18 protein-coding genes are annotated in these 18423 nt (G+C 68.2%); all 18 read left to right on the top strand.

The features are described 5' to 3' along the window. Window positions 1-108 precede the first annotated feature (108 nt). The 18 genes from AB0H78_RS19810 (at window position 109) to AB0H78_RS19895 (ending at window position 18385) form a co-directional block, all read left to right on the top strand. Complete coding sequence (locus AB0H78_RS19810) at window positions 109-288, top strand: helix-turn-helix domain-containing protein (protein ID WP_363236058.1); 180 nt, start codon at window positions 109-111, stop codon at window positions 286-288. Between the two features lie 173 nt (window positions 289-461). Further along, a complete protein-coding gene (locus AB0H78_RS19815; protein WP_363235770.1) occupies window positions 462-2042 on the top strand; it encodes a tyrosine-type recombinase/integrase in 1581 nt (526 codons plus the stop codon). 140 nt (window positions 2043-2182) lie between these two features. Then, window positions 2183-3295 carry a hypothetical protein gene (locus tag AB0H78_RS19820; protein WP_363235771.1) on the top strand — a complete coding sequence of 371 codons (1113 nt, stop codon included), beginning with the start codon at window positions 2183-2185 and terminating at the stop codon, window positions 3293-3295. Beyond that, on the top strand, window positions 3292-3468 hold the full coding sequence (locus tag AB0H78_RS19825) for a hypothetical protein (RefSeq protein ID WP_363235772.1): 177 nt from the start codon (window positions 3292-3294) through the stop codon (window positions 3466-3468). The genes AB0H78_RS19820 and AB0H78_RS19825 overlap by 4 nt, the downstream gene beginning before the upstream one ends. A 359-nt stretch (window positions 3469-3827) precedes the next feature. After that, a complete protein-coding gene (locus tag AB0H78_RS19830; RefSeq protein ID WP_363235773.1) occupies window positions 3828-4622 on the top strand; it encodes an ABC transporter ATP-binding protein in 795 nt (264 codons plus the stop codon). A 136-nt stretch (window positions 4623-4758) separates the two neighbouring features. Then, the gene (locus tag AB0H78_RS19835; protein WP_363235774.1) at window positions 4759-5406 is read left to right on the top strand and encodes an SRPBCC domain-containing protein; all 648 of its coding nucleotides are present in this window, start codon (window positions 4759-4761) and stop codon (window positions 5404-5406) included. Beyond that, window positions 5403-6263, top strand: coding sequence for an aldolase/citrate lyase family protein (locus tag AB0H78_RS19840; protein WP_363235775.1), 861 nt, complete (start codon window positions 5403-5405; stop codon window positions 6261-6263). Before AB0H78_RS19835 ends, AB0H78_RS19840 begins: the two co-directional genes overlap by 4 nt. A 66-nt stretch (window positions 6264-6329) precedes the next feature. Further along, window positions 6330-7400: an amidohydrolase family protein gene (locus AB0H78_RS19845; protein ID WP_363235776.1), complete on the top strand. Its 1071-nt coding sequence runs from the start codon at window positions 6330-6332 to the stop codon at window positions 7398-7400. Next, window positions 7397-9049, top strand: a complete 1653-nt coding sequence (locus AB0H78_RS19850) for a thiamine pyrophosphate-binding protein (protein WP_363235777.1) — start codon at window positions 7397-7399, stop codon at window positions 9047-9049. The genes AB0H78_RS19845 and AB0H78_RS19850 overlap by 4 nt, the downstream gene beginning before the upstream one ends. Window positions 9050-9054: 5 nt before the next feature. Beyond that, window positions 9055-9966, top strand: coding sequence for a hypothetical protein (locus tag AB0H78_RS19855; protein ID WP_363235778.1), 912 nt, complete (start codon window positions 9055-9057; stop codon window positions 9964-9966). Between the two features lie 51 nt (window positions 9967-10017). After that, window positions 10018-11196, top strand: coding sequence for a DUF3500 domain-containing protein (locus tag AB0H78_RS19860; RefSeq protein ID WP_363235779.1), 1179 nt, complete (start codon window positions 10018-10020; stop codon window positions 11194-11196). A gap of 33 nt (window positions 11197-11229) precedes the next feature. Continuing rightward, complete coding sequence (locus AB0H78_RS19865) at window positions 11230-12108, top strand: hypothetical protein (protein ID WP_363235780.1); 879 nt, start codon at window positions 11230-11232, stop codon at window positions 12106-12108. Between the two features lie 57 nt (window positions 12109-12165). Beyond that, complete coding sequence (locus AB0H78_RS19870; protein ID WP_363235781.1) at window positions 12166-13149, top strand: ABC transporter substrate-binding protein; 984 nt, start codon at window positions 12166-12168, stop codon at window positions 13147-13149. Window positions 13150-13198: 49 nt separating this feature from the next. Then, entirely contained in the window at window positions 13199-14059 is an 861-nt protein-coding gene (locus AB0H78_RS19875; RefSeq protein ID WP_363235782.1) for an amidohydrolase family protein, read from the top strand. A 66-nt stretch (window positions 14060-14125) separates the two neighbouring features. Next, entirely contained in the window at window positions 14126-14818 is a 693-nt protein-coding gene (locus AB0H78_RS19880; protein ID WP_363235783.1) for a GntR family transcriptional regulator, read from the top strand. A 26-nt stretch (window positions 14819-14844) separates the two neighbouring features. Further along, window positions 14845-16434 (top strand): carboxylesterase family protein, encoded by a 1590-nt coding sequence (locus AB0H78_RS19885; protein ID WP_363235784.1) that lies wholly within the window; start codon window positions 14845-14847, stop codon window positions 16432-16434. A 14-nt stretch (window positions 16435-16448) separates the two neighbouring features. Then, a complete protein-coding gene (locus AB0H78_RS19890; RefSeq protein WP_363235785.1) occupies window positions 16449-17486 on the top strand; it encodes an ABC transporter substrate-binding protein in 1038 nt (345 codons plus the stop codon). Window positions 17487-17518: 32 nt separating this feature from the next. After that, window positions 17519-18385 carry an ABC transporter permease gene (locus AB0H78_RS19895; protein ID WP_363235786.1) on the top strand — a complete coding sequence of 289 codons (867 nt, stop codon included), beginning with the start codon at window positions 17519-17521 and terminating at the stop codon, window positions 18383-18385. The last annotated feature ends 38 nt before the right edge of the window (window positions 18386-18423 follow it).

The raw sequence follows: 18423 nt of genomic DNA on the forward strand, positions 1-18423 counted from the left end.
ACCGTGCAGCCAACACCAGCCAGCGCCTCGACCGAACCGGCGGACGCCGGCGCAGACGGCGCCAGAGCGCACGCGGAGTGAACTACGCCGGACCCGGATGCGCTGCGGCTGCTCACCGCCGACCAAGCCGCCCATCACCTGCGAGTCACTGCGTCCTGGCTACGGAAGAAGGCCGCCGCCGGCCACATCGCACACACCAGGATCGGCCGCCACCTGCGCTTCTCCGCAGCCGATCTGCACGGTCTGATCCGGTCCGGCAACCGGCCGCCGCGCGACCCGTTGCGGTGACGGTTCGTACACAGGACCGCGCTTCCGCTCTGTGAACCGGCGGAGCCTGAATGGTCCCCCGGCCACCGGCACCCATACCCCGGCGCCCACCGCCAGGAGCCCATTCCCTCCCGCGGGCGGGGTCGGCACACGCCGCCCCCGCCGCGACCACCCCACCCGCAAGGAGTGATCCCATGGCCTGGGTCGAACGACGCGGCAACCGCTACCGCGTCCGCCACTGGACCCCCGACGGACACGCCGCCACCGCCGGCGTCTTCGCCACCCGCGACGCAGCCAAGGAGCACGCCGACACCCTCACCACACCACCCGCACCACAAGTCGCCGTGCCGGTCGCGGACTTGCTGCCCATGCCGCACCCCGCACCGTCCCCGCCCGCGCCGGCCTACCTGTCGCTCCCGCTCACCCCACCACCCGCGCACCCAGCCCCGCCCTGGACCCCCGCAGCACCGCCCGCTCCTGCACTGCCTTCGTCACCGGGACTGCCCACGGCCCCCACCGCGCCGATCACCCAGCAGATCCCCGCCGGACAATCGCACCGCCAAGGGTGGCCCGCGCGTCTCACCCCACCGCCCGCCTCACCCCTGCTCGCACCCCCGGAGCGGGGACTGCCCGCCCGCATGACCACCGACCAACCCACCCCCACCCAAATCATCGCTCTGACACCTCACCCCGGCCCCCCGCCGCCCCTGGTCCCCGTCCCCGCCGCAGCGGCCGCATTTGCGCCGCACTCGCACCCTCACCCCGGCGCTTACCAGCCGGTCCGCGAGGTCCTGCTCACCGACTGGGTCCAACGCTGGTGGCTCACCCTCGACATCGGCCCCAACACCGCCTGCCACTACCGCAGCTTGCTCAAAAACCACATCCTGCCCCGCTGGGGCGCCATGCCCCTGCACCACATCATCCCCAGCGACGTCACCCTCTGGCTCAAATCCCTCCACCAGCGCTACGCCCGCACCACCGTCACTTCCATCGGTAAACTCCTCTCCCTCCTCATGGCAGGCGCTGTCATTGAAGGACACCTCACCACCAATCCCGTCCACCTCCCACGCCGCCGCGGCCGCGAACGCGACCACCACACCGAAGACCAAATGTGGGCCACCGAACACGAAGTCATCGCCCTCGCCCGCCGCATCACCTACCTCGCCGGACCCACCCAAGGACTCCTCGTCATCACCGCCGCCTACACCGGCATGCGCTGGGGAGAACTCGCCGCCCTACGCCGCACCGCCCACGACCACCAAGCCGCCACCCTCACCATCCACCGCGAAGACGGGAACCTCCTCGAAGTCAACGGCCACCACTCCTACGGCCCGCCCAAAACCGCCGCCTCCGTACGCACCGTCACCCTCCCCCCACTCCTCAACACCCTTCTCCAGCAGGACCAGACCCGCCACAAGCACGACCACCTCTTCACCAGCCGCCGCGGCAACAACCTCCGACGCTCCGCCTTCTCCCGCCGCCAATGGATCCCCGCCACCCAAGCCAAAACCCTCCCCGACGGCACCACCTGGCCCGCACTCAAACCAGGCCTGACCTTCCACAACCTCCGCCACACCCACAAAACCTGGCTCATCGAAGACAACATCCCCGACGTCGCCCAGGCCCGCCGCCTGGGCCACACCCTCAAAGGCATCGACGACGTCTACGCCCACGTCGCCACCACCGTCAACGATCGCCTCCTCGCCGCCCTCGAAGCCCGCTGGCACCGCTCCCTCACCCACCACGCTCTCCCGCAGGACAACCCCGGATCCTGACCGAGGCACCCGTGCGCATCACCGTCAGTGACGGCCTGCTGGTCCAGTGGGTACTCAGCGACGGAGACCTTGACATCGTTACCGCCATCCGAGAGCACGCCGTGCGCGTCAAATTGTCCGTACTGCAGCGCACTTGACGCATGGCAAGGGCGACGCTGATGGGCTGCGAGCGTGGCGTCGGTTGCCGGTATGAGAACACGCCGTCATCGTCGGCTGGTGCAGCGAATCCCGCTCCTCGCCGTGAATCCGGCACGCTCTGCCGACCACTCCAATCAGTTGCCCCAGTCCGCCCTGGCGGCAGCGGTCCGGAGACAATTGCGGCGCTGGTCGGGCTTGATTCCCTGCTGATCGAGATCGCCAAGCTGATCGACGTACGCAAACTCGGCCTGCCCAACGGGCGGTTCGCGGACTGCTCGGAGAAGCTGCTGGCCGCATGGCGGGCCCGAGCGATCAAGATGCGCCTTTCGGACTTCCGGAACATCGCCGAGGACGTACGGATTGCGCTGCTCGCGGCGCTGTGCTCCTCCCGGCAGGCGGAGATCACCGATGCCCTGGTGGATCTGCTGGTCGCCCTCGTGAAGAAGATCAACACCCGTGCCGAGCGCCGGGTAGAGAGGCAGCTGACGGCGGACCTGAAGCAGGTCCGCGGCAAGGAGGGCATCCTCTTCCGGCTCGCCGACGCCGCGATCGGCAAGCCGGACGAGGTCGTGCGCACGGCTCTGTACCCGGTCGTCGGCGAGAAGACGCTGCGCGACCTAGTCGCCGAGGCGAAGGCGAACGAGAAGTTCTTCAAGGTCAAGGTCTGCACCACATGCCGGTCGCCGTACAGCTCGTACTACCGGCAGATGCTGCCGCCCCTGCTGAACACGCTGGGCTTCAGGTGCAACAACACCGCCCACCGGCAGGTGACGGACGTGATGAAGCTGCTGGCCAAGTACGCCGACGTTGACGGCAAGACTCGCTTCTACGACGTCGCCGACCAAGTGCCGATGGACGGAGTCGTACGCAAGGACTGGCACGGGGCGGTTGTTGACGACAAGGGCAAGGTCGAGCGCATCCTCTACGAGCTGTGTGCTGGTCGTGCTGCAGGACGCGATCTGCCGCCGCGAGATCTACATCGAGGGTGCGCCCGGTGGTGCAATCCCGAGGACGACCTGTCCGGCGACTTCGAGGCGGCCCGTACTGTGCACTGCGCCGCGATCCGCCAGCCCATGGACCGACAGGCGTTCATCACGGACCGAAACGGCGCATGACCGACGGCCTGGACCGGCTGTCGGCCGCACTCGCGGACTGCTCGGCGGGCGGGGTGAAGGTCACTACCCGGCACGGCGAGCCGTGGATCACCGTGCCCAAGCTGGAGGAGCTGGACGAGCCGACCGGCCTCCAGGCTCTCAAGGACGAGGTCGTACGCCCCGGGCAGCGGTAAGGGCGCGACCTCTGGCCACCCTGCGTAATGGATCTGTCACCCCACGGGTGTGCGCTGGGTTTGTCCGACAGTTTTCCGCCGGGTAACTCGGCATTTCTGTGAATTACAGGTTCTTCCTGCGCACTTCTTGTGCCGCCCGATGGGCGATGTTAGCTTCGCCTCATCGGTTGTCAGACAATCTCGACGCCTCCAAGCGTCGCCCATGACTCCACCGGCAGGAGGAGTTGGTCACCTTCCGATGCCCGGTTGCATCCATCGGACGCACCACCGTCACAGCACCGCCACCCACGACCGCCGCCACAGGCGCGAGCGCACGGCCCCGCTTCATCTCTTGCGAGGAGGAGGCCGAGGAGACTGATATGGCGACCACACAGCCCAACTCCCACTCCGAGGCACTCCGCCTCGAGCACGTCACACTGGAGTTTCCCGGGTCCCATCGACCGGCGATCGAAGACGTGTCGTTCACCGTCGACCGCGGCAAAGTCGTAGCCGTGATCGGGCCCAGCGGCTGCGGGAAGAGCACCATCCTCAACCTGGCCGCCGGACTGCTCACCCCCACCCGGGGGCAGGTCCACTACGCCGGCGAGCCGGTCACATCCGTCAACTCCGATGCGGCGTACGTGACTCAGCAGTCGCACTTGCTGCCCTGGCTGAGCGTCAAGTCCAACATCGGCCTGGCGCTGAAGTTCCGCAAGGTTCCCAAGGGCGAGCGTGAGGAGCGGATCGCGCACTGGGTCAAGCTCGTTGGCCTGACCGGATTCGAGCATCACTTCCCCCGGGAGCTGTCGGGCGGGATGCAGAAGCGCTGCGCGATAGCGCGAGCGCTGATCTACAACCCGTCCATCGTGCTGATGGACGAGCCGTTCGGGCCGCTCGACGCCATCACCCGGCTCGAACTGCAGCAGGAACTGCTCAACATCTGGCGAGAGCAGAAAGGGACGCTGATCTTCGTCACGCACGACCTCAACGAGGCCATCTACCTGGCCGACGAGGTCATCGTGATGTCAAAGGGTCCCGGCACGATCCGCCGTGTCATGCAGGTCCCCTTCGAGCGGCCGCGCCAGATCGGTTCGCTCGTCGAGTCTCCCGAATTCGCGGAGCTCTACAACGACCTCTGGGGGCTCTTCGCCGCCGAGCGGAAGGCCGCCGCGTAACCGCGCGGCCCAACCCCCACCACCGTAGCCCGCGGCGCGGACCCCTGGTCCGCCGTCCGGAGCTCCGCACCCCAAGCCGCCATGCCGGTTGTTTCGTCATGCCCCTTTTTCCGGCAGGCGTCGCGCCTGCCGCCGAGTGAGGTTCACCGCTTTGATATCGATCACGGAAGAGATCGCTGTTCCGAGTCCTCCCCAACGCGTCTGGGAGATCATTTCCGATCCCTCTGCCGTCGTGTCCTGCATCGGCGGCGCCGAACTCGGTCCGTCGCACGAGGACGGGTCCTTCGACGGGACCCTGGCCATCAGATTCGGCGGTCTGCGGGTCAAGTTCGCCGCCCGCATCTCCCTGGACCTGGACGAGCCCGCACGTGAGGGCGTTCTCACGGCCCGCGGCGCGGACGGGCAGGGCGCCACCCGTTTCAGCGCCCACGCCACCTTCCGGGTCGTGGAGGGGGACACCCCCGACACCTCGAAGGTCTTCTGCGATGGAGAGATCAAACTCAACGGCAAGCTCGTCAAGTTGATCGAGTCGGGGGCGGGGATGGTGGCCTCCCGCATGACGGTGGAGTTCACCGAACAGCTGATCCAGAAGTGCGCCCCGGCGTCCGCGGAACCACTCGTGGAAGCGTCCGGCAGTGGGCACGCGGTGCCGCCCCGGCCGACCGGTCTGTTCGCCCGGCTGCGGGCGTGGTGGGCAGGGCGAAAGTCCAAGCGTCAGGGGCAGTCGCTCCCGCGCTCCGAGAGCAGGTCCGCTGAAGCACTCGACCAGGGAGGTCGGCGATGACAACGTCCAGGCTCAACAAGGTGATCGGCGCCCTCGCCGCGGGGGAGCACGTCTTCGCGACCTTCGCCATGGCTGATCCGACGTCCGCGATCGAGCTGAGCAACTCGGACTACGACGCCGTGGTGTTCGAGATGGAACACAAGCCCTGGGACATCAATGCGCTGAAGGACAGTTTTCAGTACCTGCTGAGCAGGCGCCGGGTCCATGAGGCGGACAGCCTCGCACCGGACGTCACCCCTATCGTGCGTATCCCCGCCAACGGTGCGGAGAAGGCACAGTGGCACGCCAAGCAGGCACTGGATCTCGGTGCGTTCGGCATTATCTGGCCGCACATCTCCACGGTGGAGGAAGCCCGTAACGCCGTTGCCGCCTGCCGCTACCCGCGGATGCCCGACGCCCCCCTCTACGAGCCGGCCGGTCTGCGCGGGGACGGCCCGCACGCGGCGACCCGCTACTGGGGCATATCGAACATCGAGTACTACGCCAAGGCCGACGTCTGGCCGCTCGCCCCGAACGGAGAGATCCTCGTCGGGCTCATGATCGAAGACCAGCTCGGCATCAAGAACCTGCCGGACATCCTCGACCAGGTGCCGGGCATCGGGCTGATCCTCATCGGCGAGGGCGACATGAGCCAGGAACTGGGCTTTCCCCGCCAGTACGAGCACCCGCGCGTCCTGGAGTGCAAGCGGCAGATCCTCGACATCTGCAACGCACGCGGAGTCGCCGTGGCCCACCCGCACGTCACCGCCGGCAACGTCAAGCAAGTGCTCGACGACGGTTACCGGTTCCTGATGTCGGCTCCGGTGCGCACCTACCCCGGCCTGGACAAGGCCCGGGAGCTGACCGGCCGCGCCTGACAGGCTCTGCGGCCCGCCCGCAGACCATGCGACCACCGCACCGCACTGCAAGTTTCGGAGTAACTCATGATCATCGACAGTCATGGCCACTTCACCACGGCGCCTCCCGCTTTGGGCGCGTGGCGGGAGAGGCAGATCCGGGTGTTCGAGGAGTCCGGCGCCAGGGTCTCGCCGGGCGAGCTGCGCATCAGCGACGACGAGATCCGTACCGCCATCGAGAACGGTCAGCTGAAGCTGCAGACCGAGCGCGGCACCGACCTGACGCTCTTCTCGCCGGGCGCGGGCAAGATGGCCCACCACTACGGGGACGAGCGGACCAGCCTCGACTGGTCCCGGGTCAGCAACGACCTCATCGCCCGGGTGTGCGGCCTCTTCCCCGAGCGGTTCGTAGGCGTGTGCCAGCTCCCGCAGTCCCCGGGAGACGCACTGCCCGCGTCCGTGGCCAACTCCGTCACCGAACTGGAGCGCTGCGTCGAGGAGTTGGGATTCGTCGGTGCACTGCTCAACCCGGACCCCTCGGACGGCTACTACCAGGCGCCGCCGCTGACCGACCGGGTCTACTACCCGCTCTACGAGAAGATGGTCGAACTCGGCGTCCCCGCGATGATCCACGTCGCGATGTCGAGGAACCCCGCGATGCAGGGCACGTGCGCCCACTACCTCGCAGGCGACACCGCGGCGTTCATGCAGCTGTGCGAGTCGGACCTGTTCAAGGACTTCCCCGAGCTGAAACTGATCATCCCGCACGGCGGCGGCGCCGTCCCGTACCACTGGGGCCGCTACCGCGGAATGATGCAGGACCGCGGCCGGCCGCCGCTGGAGGAGTCGATCCTCCGCAACGTCTACTTCGACACCTGCGTGTACCACAAGCGCGGCATGGAACTGCTGCTGGACATCATCCCCGCGCAGAACGTCCTGTTCGCCTCGGAGATGATCGGCGCCGTCCGCAGCGTGGACCCCGAGACCGGCCGCCGGTTCGACGACACCAAATACACCCTCGACTCCATCGACAGCCTGAGTGACACCGACCGCCGGGCGGTCTACGGAGGCAACGCCCTGCGTGTCTTCGCACGGCTCGACGGCGTCCTGAAAGCGCGGACGACGGCCGCGACGAACCTCAAGGAGTCCCAGAAGTGAAGGTCTACGAAGCACTGGCCGAGGCGTTCGTCAAGGAAGGCGCCACCGATGTCTTCGGCATGATGGGCGACGCCAACATGCACTGGATGGCCGCGCTCGCCGACCGCGGTGTGCGGTTGTACGAGGTACGGCACGAGGGCTCCGGCCTCGGTATGGCGGACGGCTGGGCCCGCGGTTCGGGACAGCCCGGCGTCGTCACCACGACCAGCGGCCCCGGCGTCTCACAGCTGGCCACCTCGATGCTCTGCGCCAGCCGGGCGGGCACCCCCCTGGTCGCGTTCTGCGGAGAGACCCCGCTGGGCGACGAAGGCGCCACCCAGTACCTGGACCAGCGCCGCTTCGCCGCCGCGATCGAGTGCGAGTTCATCCAGGTGACCCGTCCCGAGCAGGCCCAGGAAGCCGTGCGAGACGCCTTCTACCTGGCGCGTACCAAGTCCAGGCCTGTCATGATCAGCGCGCCCTTCGACGTGCAGGTCGCCGACATGGACGACTACGACGAGAACTACGTACCGTCCACCGCCCTGCTCAACAAGGCGCGGCTGCTGCCGGACCCGGCCGGAATCCAGTCGGCCTGCGACCTGATCCAGGACGCCAAGCGCGTGGTGATCATCGCGGGACGCGGTGCACGCAAGGCGGACTCCGGCGAGGAGATCATTGCCCTACAGAAGCTCACCGGCGCCCTGCTGGCCACCACACTGCAGGCGAAGAACTGGCTGTGCGACCGCACCGACTTCCACGTCGGCCTCTCAGGCCTCTTCGGCGACAAACTTTCGATGGAACTGCTCCAGGAAGCCGACTGCGTCATCGCGGTGGGAGCCAGCCTGAACCACTACACGATCGAGAGCGGCTACCTCTACCCCGAGGCCAAGTACATCCAGATCGACACCGCCCCACACCTGGTGATGGGCAACGGCAAGGTCGCCGACTGCTACCTGCAGGCGGACGCCATCACCGCACTCACCGAGCTGACGGGGGAACTGACGGCGCGGTCCGTCCGCCTGGAGGGTTTCCACACCGATGAGGTCAAGCAGCACCTCAACGGCCGCATCGAGCAGCCGGAGTACGTGAACGAGCCCGGACTGCTCGACCCGCGCGAGGCGATCTGGATCCTCGACCACGAACTCCCCGGCGAGATAGGCCTCGTGCTGGGCAGCGGTCACCAGACCGACTTCGGCACCATGCTCTTCCAGCGCTCCCGCGACGTGCTCTCCAACTACGGCATGTTCGGCGCCATCGGCCAGGCCCCGCTGATCGCCATGGGCCAGATGGTCGCGAAGGGCAACAAGCCCGGCTTCGTGGTGGAGGGCGACGCGAGCTTCATCATGCACCTGTCGGAGTTCGAGACGGCGTGCCGGTACGACATCCCGCTGCTCGTCGTCGTGATGAACGACCAGGGGCTCGGCGCCGAATACCACAAGGCGAAGGCCAAGGGGCTCGACCCGGACCTGGCGACCATCTCCACACCCGAACTGGGGGCGGTTGCGCAGGCGTTGGGCGGTGGAGGTGCCACGGTCCGCACTGCGCAGGAGCTGCGCGACGCGCTGGCGGAGTACGTGCGCTCCCCGCGGCCCACCGTGATCGACGTCCGTATCACTCGCGAGGTGCTGAGCACCCCGTACCGGCGCATCCAGTACGGCGAGGACGTGTGAGCGCCATGCGAGAGACACATCCGACGGCGCCCGTGTCCGTCCTCCTCGGCAACTACCCGCACACCCGGGCGCTGAAGGACGGGACCGTCCCCGCGGAAGGGGTGGACTGCCGCTTCCCCGAATCCTCGCCGCTGCCCCCGGCCTTCGCCCGGATGGTCCGCGAACTGGCCTACGACATCTGCGAGATGCCGACCGCCACCTACCTCCAGGCGCGCGACGCCGGCGTCCCGATCACCCTGCTGCCCGTGGTACTGGTGGGAAGCACACACCACCGCTCCCTGACCAAACTGCCCGAGGCCCCGGAGCTCAGCCCCCGGGACCTCGTCGGCCGGCGCGTGGGCGTGCGTTCGTACGGCCAGACCACCGGTCTGTGGGTACGCGGCTGGCTGCGCGAGGAGTACGGAGTCGAAGCCTCCGACGTCACCTGGGTGACCACCGAGGACGTCCACGTCGCCCAGTACGCCAATCCCGTGTACGTGGAGCGGTCGGCGGCCGCGAAGGTCGCGGACCTGCTCCGCTCCCACGACGTCACCGCGGCCGTACTCGGCCCGAAGGCGATCGGCGGGCAGGGCGCAGGCCTGGTCCCGCTCGTGACGGACGCCGAGAACGCAGGCCTCGCCTGGGCAGAACGGCACGGGACGATCCCGGCGAACCATCTGCTGGTGGTGCGCGACGACATCCTGCGCACCCGCCCCGACGCCGTGCTCGCCGTCTGCCGGGCCCTGAAGAAAGCGATCGCGGACACCGCGGGCGAGCGCGACGACTCGCCCGCCGGGCGTGCGGTCACGGCCGGCTGGAGCGCATCGCTGACCTCCTGCCTGGAGGTCGCCGGACGGTACGCCCTGGAGCAGAACCTCATCCGGGAGCCGGTCGACGTCGCGGCCGTCGAGAAGCAGACGGCCTTCCTCGACCTGTGAGGACCCGATGAAGCACCACCGAATAAAGCAACACCGAATGGAGGAGCAGCGATGGGAGAGCCGGTAGGCCTGCGGAAGCGGGGCAACCCGCCCACGCGCAAGCCGGAAGTCTGGACACCGGACCTGCTCGAAAAGGTCGCCTGGCGGGTGAAGGCGGCGGACGAGCCCTTCCGGGGAGTGGCCACCTCCCAGGGCGTCCAGCCGGGACTGTTCCCGCTGCGCGAGACGGGCTCGGACGTCCGCAAGGTGTATCAGGCGGCGGAGGACTACCTCGCAGGCCTGACGCAGAAGCAGCTCGTCGATGGCCGCTTCCCGATGGACGACGTGAGCTGGCGCCACTGGAACAACGGCGCCCGGTACTTCCTGCGCCACGGCCTGCTGCTGGAGGACTTCGACGACGCGGGCCGCGAACGGGCCCTGGCCGTCGTACGGGAGAGCCTCAGTGCGGACGGGTATCGCCAGATGGTCGACCTGATGCGCCTCAATCTCACCATCGGCGAGATGAGCGACAACACGCACGGGCTCAACGAGTGGCTGTACTGGTTCTCCCTCTATGGCGAGCCGGAGAACGGCGGTCCCTGGGGCTGGCAGCTCGACGGGCACCACGTCAACATCAACTGCGTGTTCGTCGGGGACCAGATGGTCCTCACCCCCTCCTTTCTCGGCGCCGAGCCGGTGATCGCGGGATCCGGGAAGTACGCCGGGACCGTGGCGTTCCGAGGTGAGGAGGCCCTGGGCCACGAGCTGTTCACTCAACTCGACGGCCGGCAGCGGGAGCGGGCGGTCGTCGCGGACACGATGCCTCAGGAGTTGTTCGTCGGAGCCTTCCGGGACAACTTCGAGCTCGACTACCAGGGGCTGCCGCTGAGCGGGATGTCCTCCGGCCAGCGGGACACCGCGCTCCGGCTGCTCGGGCTGTACGTGAACCGGGCCGGCGAACATCACGCCCGCGTACGAATGGACGAGGTGCGGGCCCACGAAGGGGACACCCACTTCGCCTGGGCCGGAGACCCCGACGGCACCTTCTACTACCGCTTTCACAGCCCGGTGATCCTCGTCGAGTTCGAGCACATGGCCGGTGTCCTCTTCGACAACGACTACCCCTCGCGCCGGCACATCCACACCATCGTGCGCACCCCCAACGGCAACGATTTCGGCGCCGATCTGCTGCGCCAACACCACGAGCGGCACCACACGCCGCCGACCGCGCCTTCGGACCAGCGGTCCTGACCCGCCACGTTCTTGTCACAGGAGGAGAGAGAAATGCAGTTGGTACTCGGCCGTGACGATCTCGCGGCAGCCGCGCTGTCGGCGGCCCGCGAAGCGGGTGCGGAGCCGGAGCGGGTCGACATCAAGCCGGTGCACAAGGCCTCCCGCGGCTTCGTGAACGCGTCGAACGTGGACCTGTGCGAGCTTGCCATCGTGACCGTCCTGCAGGCCGTCGCCCACGGCAAGCCGGTGCTGCTCCTTCCGGTCACCACGCTGGGACGTCACCAGCACCAGACCCTGGTGACCCTCGGCAAGCTGTCGGTCGCCGACGTGGAGGGGCACAGCGTCGGGGTCCGCGCCTGGAGTCAGACCACCGGTGTGTGGATGCGCGGATTCCTCACCGAGCAGTACGGCATCGACCTGCGCAAGGCCCAGTGGACGACGTACGAGGGCCACCACGTCAACGGCGCCGAGGACCCGGCCTGGGTGAAGCGGGCACAGGCGGGGGTGAAGTTGCCCGCTGATTTCATGGATGGCCGGGTCGACTTCGGGATCATGGGCAACGAACTGCCCGCCGACGACCGCATCCGCACCGCCGTCGACGACGCCCGTCAGGTCGCCGAACAGTGGGCCGCAGAACAGGGATTCATCCCGGTCAACCACGTGGTCGCCGTGTCCGAGGCCGCTGTTGCGCAGCACCCGGCCGCGATCCTCGCCGCGTACGACGCGATGCGTTCGGTGCTCACCGCCAAGGAAGCGGGCGGCTCCTATCCCCTGCACCCGGTGGGCTTCGAGTCACTGCGCGCGGCCTTCACCAAGGCGGCCACGTACGCCCTGGAGCAGGACGTGATCCCGCGGGCGGTCGACTACGACGAGCTCGTCGAGCGGACCTGTGCGGCACTCGGCGTCACCCCGGCACGCCTCGGGGGCTGAAAAGCAGCAGCACGCACGGACCGTCGGACCAGATTCAGACACAGCAAAGGACAGAGCATGGACAAGCTCACGGTGGTTCTCGGAGATTTCCCGCACGCGCAGGCGGTCCTGGACGGCGAGGCCGAGATCGACGGCTTGCTGGTCGATCCCGTGGAGGTCAAGCCGGTGATCGGCGCCTACCGGCGGATGATCAGGGACCTGGAGTTCGACGTGTGCGAACTGGCGCCGGTCTCCTACCTGATGGCACGCCAGGAAGGGATCGCGCTCACAGCGATCCCGGTGTTCCTCAACCGGCGCTTCCACCACGGCGACGTGCAGTGCGCCGCCAACTCCGGCATCCGCGTACCGCGCGATCTGGAAGGACGCCGGATCGGAGTGCGCGCCTACTCGGTGAGCACGGGCGTGTGGGTACGCGGCGTACTGCGCGACCAGTACGGGGTGGACATCGACACGATCACCTGGGTGGTGGACGACGACGACCACATCGAGGGCCGGGTCCCCGCCAACGTCGAGCGCGTCACCGACGGCCGCTCGCTGGGCGAGCTGCTGCGTACCGGGGAGATCGACGCCGCCCTGACCGGCAACGCCGGAACCGGCCGGGCCGGCGCGCCCAAGGCCGGCTGGGCCGCGACGGCCGCCCCTGAGCCCACCATCGACGAGGGCCCCTACCCGCTCTTCCCCGAAGCCGGCACGCTCGCTGTGGATCACTACCTGCGCACCGGCGTCTACCCGCTGCACTCGCTGATCTCGGTCCGCACCGAACTCGTGGAGCGCGACCCGGGCCTGCCGACCAAGCTGTACGCGGCCTTCGCCGAGAGCAAGCGCCGTCACCTCGCCGTCGCGCCCGGCTGGTCGGCCGTGCCCCGGCTCGGTCGCCAGGGGCGCGCGATCGGCGGCGACCCCGTTCCGTACGGCATCACGGCCAACGAGCCCAGCCTGAACGCGATGGTGCGCTTCGCGAAGGACCAGGGCCTGCTCGACGCGGACTTCCCCGCCGGCTTGACGTCGCTGTTCGCCGAAGGCGACTACCCGGACGCCTGAGCCCAATTCGGCCCGCAGCGCACCTACCAAAGACAAGGGAGCACCACACGTGGACTTCGTCGACGCACACTGCCACATCATCTCCGAGGACCTGACCTCCTACCCCAAGGCCCCGATCGGAGGCAAGCAGTCGGAGTGGGCCGCGAGTAGGCCCGTGACCGCCGAGGGCATGCTCGCCCGGATGGACGAGACCGGCATCGGCCAGGCCGTCCTGGTCCAGGCGACCACGAACTACGGCTACGACAACTCGTATGTCCTCGACAGCAGCCTGCGTCATCCGGAACGCTTCATAGCCGTCGGCACCGTTGACCCGCTGCGCCCCGACGCGGCCGCGAACCTGAAGGCCGTGGCCGGTGAGGGCGGTCTGTCGGGGGTGCGCCTGTTCACCAGCGGCAGCACCGTACCCACACAGGGCGAATGGTTCATCGCCCCGGAGACGTTCCCCTTCTGGGAGCAGGCCGCGGAACTGGACCTGCCGGTCTGCCTCCAGATGCGCCTGGGCGCGGCCACCGGCCAACTGGTGGAACTGCTGAAGCGCTTCCCCGGCGTGAAGGTGCTTCTCGACCACATCGGCTACCCCGACATCGCCGCCTCGCCCGACCGCGCAGGCGCCGACGTCGCGGAACTCGGCGTGCACCCCGGCCTGCACCTCAAACTCACCCACCGCAACCTCGAACGGCTCCAGGACGCCGGGGAGCAGGCAGGCGACTTCCTCACCCCGGTCGTCGAGGCGTTCGGCGCCGGGCGGATCGCCTGGGGGTCGAACCTGCCGGCCGCCGAGCAGTCCCTGCCCGACCTCCGCAGCCTCGCCGAAGAGGTCCTCGCGGGGCTGCCCGAGCAGGACCGGCAGGAGATCTTCGCGGGTACGGCCCGACGCCTGTACCCGTTTCTGGGCACGCACGGGAGCTGACGACCATGCCGTCAGCTACTGTTCCCGCCTCAGTTCTCACTTTTACGAACACCGAAGGTGGCCGAGGTGGACAGCGAAAGCACCAGTGCCGATACGCACGAGAAAGCGTCCGGCACCCGCTACAGCCATGTCTACGAGGGGCTGCGCTCCTTGCTGATGTCGGGGAGCGTCGAGCCCGGCACACGGCTGACCGAAGCGGACCTGACGCGGATGTTCGACGTGTCGCGGAGCACCGTACGCAGCGCGTTGGTGCGGCTGACGCAGGAGGGCTACGTCACCAGCGAGGCCAATCGTGGGGTGCGTACCAGGAGCTTTGCCATCGAGGAAGCGGTGGACATCCTGGAGGCCCGCGAGATTCTGGAGGCCGCGCTGGCCGGCAAGGCGGCGGAGCGGGCCACGGCCGAGGAGGTCGAGGGGCTGCGCGCCACGCTCCACGAGATGGAGGAGGCGCAGTCCCGAGGAGATCAGGACGCCTACTCACGTGGCAACCGGAGCTTCCATCAGCAGATCAAGCACGCCGCACACCAAGTGACGCTGGCCCGCGCCTACGACACGTTGCTCTACCCGTTGGTGATGCGGCAGTACCGCAACCTCACCGTGCAGCACCCGAGGACCGGGTCGGTCGAGGAGCACCAGGCGATCTTCCTCGCCATCTTCACCCGCAACCCCGACGCGGCGAACGCGGCGATGCGTCATCACGTCGGCTCCGCCCGCAGGGCGCTGCTCCTAAATACGTCCCCAGAGCCACTCCGCGACTGACGGATGGCAGGGGCGGAAAGGACTCCATGGTCCGCCCCACCGCGCACACCGAAGCGGGACCCGTCGAAGGCATCCTCTGCCGGGACCGCACCGTCACCGCCTTCCGGGGCATCCCGTACGCAGCCCCGCCCGTCGGTGACCTCCGCTGGCGGCCGCCGCAGCCGCCCCCGGCCTGGGCGGACACCCTGCTGGCGGCTCGGTTCGGCCCCATGTGCCCACAGGCGCCGGCCGAAGCTGCCGCAACAGGCGTCGACGTCCCCATGAGCGAAGACTGCCTGAACCTCAACATCTGGACGGGCTCGGCCTACCGGCAGGAGCGGCGCCCGGTCCTTCTCTGGATCTACGGTGGCGGATTCCGCGAGGGCACAGGGGCGAACCCTCGCTACGACGGCGAGAACCTGGCCCGCGACGGCCTCGTCGTGGTGACCTTCAACTACCGCCTGGGCGTCTTCGGTTTCCTGGCCGCACCCGATCTGAGCGAGGAGTCGGGACAACAGTCCTCAGGCAACTACGGACTGCTCGACTGTGTCGCCGCGCTGCGCTGGGTGCGCGACAACATCGCGCACTTCGGCGGCGACCGGGACCGCGTCACCATCGCGGGCCAGTCCGCAGGGGCCGGCATGGTCAACTTCCTGTCCATGTCCCCGCTCGCCAAGGGCCTGTTCCACCGTGCGATCGCGCAGAGCCATGCCCGGTACGCAAGCGATCCCGAGCTCCGCTATCTGTCCACCTCCTACCGCACGTCCGCCGATGCCGAGAGCGCCGGGGAGCGCTATGTGCGGACCCAAGGTGCGAGCACAGCACGACAACTGCGCGCCCTGCCCTGGCGGAAGCTCATCGACGGCCGCCATCCCGTCGACGCGAGCGTCGACACCGGTGGTCTCGCGTCGCCTCCGTTGTTCCGTCCCGTCCTGGACGGCTGGGCGCTGCCCGCCGGCTACGACGAGACGTACTCCAAGGGCCTGCAGAACGACGTCGACTACCTCACCGGGAACAATCTCGACGAGAGCGGTGCGATACCGGAGGCCCTGGTCGACGCCCTGCGCCGCGGTCGCAGGATCCTCAGGCCGGGCTCGCCTGCGGTCAACGTGACCCTTGAGCACCATGTCGCGGCGGCCAGTCGCAAGTTCGGGGAGATGGCCGGGGAATTCCTGCGGCTCTACCCGGCCGCCACGGACAACGAGGCGGCACGCGCCAGCAGCCGTGCGGTACGCGACAACTCCCGCATCTCGACGTGTCTGTGGGGCGCGGACTGGACCCGCCACGCCACCGGCAACGTGCACACCTACTTCTGGACCCATCGCGCCCCGGCACCGGACGGCGGACCCAGACGGGCCGGCCACGGTTCGGAAATCGACTACATCTTCCGCAACCCCGCCGGCGGCACAGGGGCGTGGACCGAGGAGGACCACAGGGTCGCGCGGACCGTCTCCGCGTACTGGATCAACTTCATCGCCACCGGCGACCCCAACGGCGGCGACCTGCCGTCCTGGCCGGCCTTCTCGGGTGACGACACCGTTATGGAGATCGGCGCGCACTTCCGGACGATTCCTGTCTCGGATCCGGCCTGCACGGATTTCTGGATCCGCTTCTTCCGTACTCAGCAAGCCTGGTGAACAAAGGAGTTCCCATGAACCACCGCATGAACCGCACGCACCTCGCACTGACTGTCTCCGTACTGTGCGGCGCCGCATGTCTGACCGCCTGTAGCAGCGGCAGTTCGTCGTCGGTCGGCTCGGACGGCAAGAGGACCGTCTCGGTCGGCGTGAGCGGCAACGTCTTCGACATGTCCATCCGCCTGGCGGACGAACAGGGTTACTTCGCCAAGCAGAACATCAAGATCAAGTATGTGACGCTGACCGCCGCCACGGGCACCTCGGCCCTGCAGTCGGGGTCGGTGCAGTTCCTCAATTCCAGCCCGACCAGCTTCCTGGCGGGTATCTCCAAGGGCCTGCCGGAGCTGTCGGTCGCCACGAACGGCGGAGGTAATCCCCTCGGTATAGCCGTCAGCACCAAGTTCGCGAAGAGCCACAACCTGACCGCCGACACTCCGGCGGCAGATGTGGCCAAGGCACTGGCCGACTCGACGGCCGGCGCGAGCTCCGCCAACACCAAGGCCGAGGCTGGCATCTTCCTCAAAGCGCACGACGTCGACCCGACGAAGCTGAAGTGGGTCTCGCTTCCGAGTCCCGCCGCTGACAAGGCCGCACTGGTCAAGGGCGAGGTCGACTGGTTCATCACCTCCGAACCGATTCCGCTGCAGGTCCAGCACGAGGGCGACGGCGTCGTGGTGGCCGACCGGTCAAAGGTTCCGGAGTGGGGCTCCGCACAGGCCGGATACGGCCAGGTCGTCGTCGTGAAGAAGGACTACGCGAAGTCCGACAGTGCCACGGTGAAGGGGTTCGCCACCGCAGTCCAGAAGGCGGTCGCCTACCTCAGCGCGCACCCGTCCACCGACGCGAAGGTACTGGCCGCGGCACGCAAGACCCTGCCGGGCCTGCCCGATGACGTACTGAGCGCTTCCGTCGGACAGGTCGACTGGCCGAGCAGTGGCAAGCAGGACGACGCCGGGTGGAAGAAGACCCTGGGCTTCGTGAAGGACGGCATCGGCGCGGTGCCTGATGCCAGCGTGTCCTCCGACAACTGGACCAACACCTACCTGCCGTGACACGGCCGAGCCCGCCCGGAAGGGAGCAGAACATGGCAACCGTCACCGACCAGACCGTGACCACGCGCGATCGAGAGACCGCGGGCCGGCCCGTCCAGAAGGCGCGTACCTTCTGGCGGAGTACCACCGCCGTCGTCGTGCTGCGCATCCTGGTGATCATCATTGCCCTCGCCCTGTGGCAGGTGATGAGTGGTCCCGTCCTGCCCGAGTACGCGGTCAGCAAGCCCGACGCCGTGTACCACGCCCTCGTCAAAATGCTGAGTTCGGCGAGCGGCTGGACCGACATCAAGGTGACCACCGTCGAAGTGCTGGCCGGCTTCGGACTCGGCGTCGCCGCCGGAACCGTGATGGGCCTGGTACTCGGATCCTTCCCGCTGCTTGGCCGAGTGCTCGAACCCCTCGTGGCAGCCGTCAACGGCATCCCGAAGATCGCACTCGCCCCGCTGTTCCTGCTGTTCTTCGGCATCGGCCCCTGGTCGAAGATCACCATCGCGATGACCGGTGTCGCCTTCGTGGTCTTCTACAACGTCTACCTCGGCCTGCGGCTGAGGGAACGCGAACTCGTCGAGGTCGTCCAGGTGATGGGCGGCCGCAAGCACCACGTCCTGGGTTACGTGACGATCCCGACGCTCGCCGCCCCCTTCTTTGCCGCGCTCAAGACGGGCGGGCCCCTGGCCATCCTCGGTGTCATCGGCGGCGAGTTCATCGCCTCGTCGGAAGGCGTGGGACACGAACTCTTCACCGCGGCTCAGAATCTCGACGCGGCCTCGGAGTTCGCCGGACTCATCGTTCTCGTCGCCCTGACGCTCGGTCTCAACGCTGTGCTGAGCGCTCTGGACTCGTACGCCCTGAAGCGCCTCGGACTCGCCGCACGCCGCCGCCCGCAGCCCAAGCGCTGAAACACCCAGGGCGTCCGCCGCGCGCACACGCCCCGTCA

This window comes from Streptomyces sp. NPDC050738, from assembly GCF_040654175.1.
Taxonomy (GTDB): domain Bacteria; phylum Actinomycetota; class Actinomycetes; order Streptomycetales; family Streptomycetaceae; genus Streptomyces.

Bases quoted from the DNA above. Each gene is read 5' to 3' on its own strand.
- AB0H78_RS19815 (WP_363235770.1), top strand. From the start codon at position 462: ATGGCCTGGGTCGAACGACGCGGCAACCGCTACCGCGTCCGCCACTGG.
- AB0H78_RS19820 (WP_363235771.1), top strand. From the start codon at position 2,183: ATGGCAAGGGCGACGCTGATGGGCTGCGAGCGTGGCGTCGGTTGCCGG.
- AB0H78_RS19825 (WP_363235772.1), top strand. From the start codon at position 3,292: ATGACCGACGGCCTGGACCGGCTGTCGGCCGCACTCGCGGACTGCTCG.
- AB0H78_RS19830 (WP_363235773.1), top strand. From the start codon at position 3,828: ATGGCGACCACACAGCCCAACTCCCACTCCGAGGCACTCCGCCTCGAG.
- AB0H78_RS19840 (WP_363235775.1), top strand. From the start codon at position 5,403: ATGACAACGTCCAGGCTCAACAAGGTGATCGGCGCCCTCGCCGCGGGG.
- AB0H78_RS19845 (WP_363235776.1), top strand. From the start codon at position 6,330: ATGATCATCGACAGTCATGGCCACTTCACCACGGCGCCTCCCGCTTTG.
- AB0H78_RS19855 (WP_363235778.1), top strand. From the start codon at position 9,055: ATGCGAGAGACACATCCGACGGCGCCCGTGTCCGTCCTCCTCGGCAAC.
- AB0H78_RS19860 (WP_363235779.1), top strand. From the start codon at position 10,018: ATGGGAGAGCCGGTAGGCCTGCGGAAGCGGGGCAACCCGCCCACGCGC.
- AB0H78_RS19865 (WP_363235780.1), top strand. From the start codon at position 11,230: ATGCAGTTGGTACTCGGCCGTGACGATCTCGCGGCAGCCGCGCTGTCG.
- AB0H78_RS19870 (WP_363235781.1), top strand. From the start codon at position 12,166: ATGGACAAGCTCACGGTGGTTCTCGGAGATTTCCCGCACGCGCAGGCG.
- AB0H78_RS19885 (WP_363235784.1), top strand. From the start codon at position 14,845: ATGGTCCGCCCCACCGCGCACACCGAAGCGGGACCCGTCGAAGGCATC.
- AB0H78_RS19890 (WP_363235785.1), top strand. From the start codon at position 16,449: ATGAACCACCGCATGAACCGCACGCACCTCGCACTGACTGTCTCCGTA.
- AB0H78_RS19895 (WP_363235786.1), top strand. From the start codon at position 17,519: ATGGCAACCGTCACCGACCAGACCGTGACCACGCGCGATCGAGAGACC.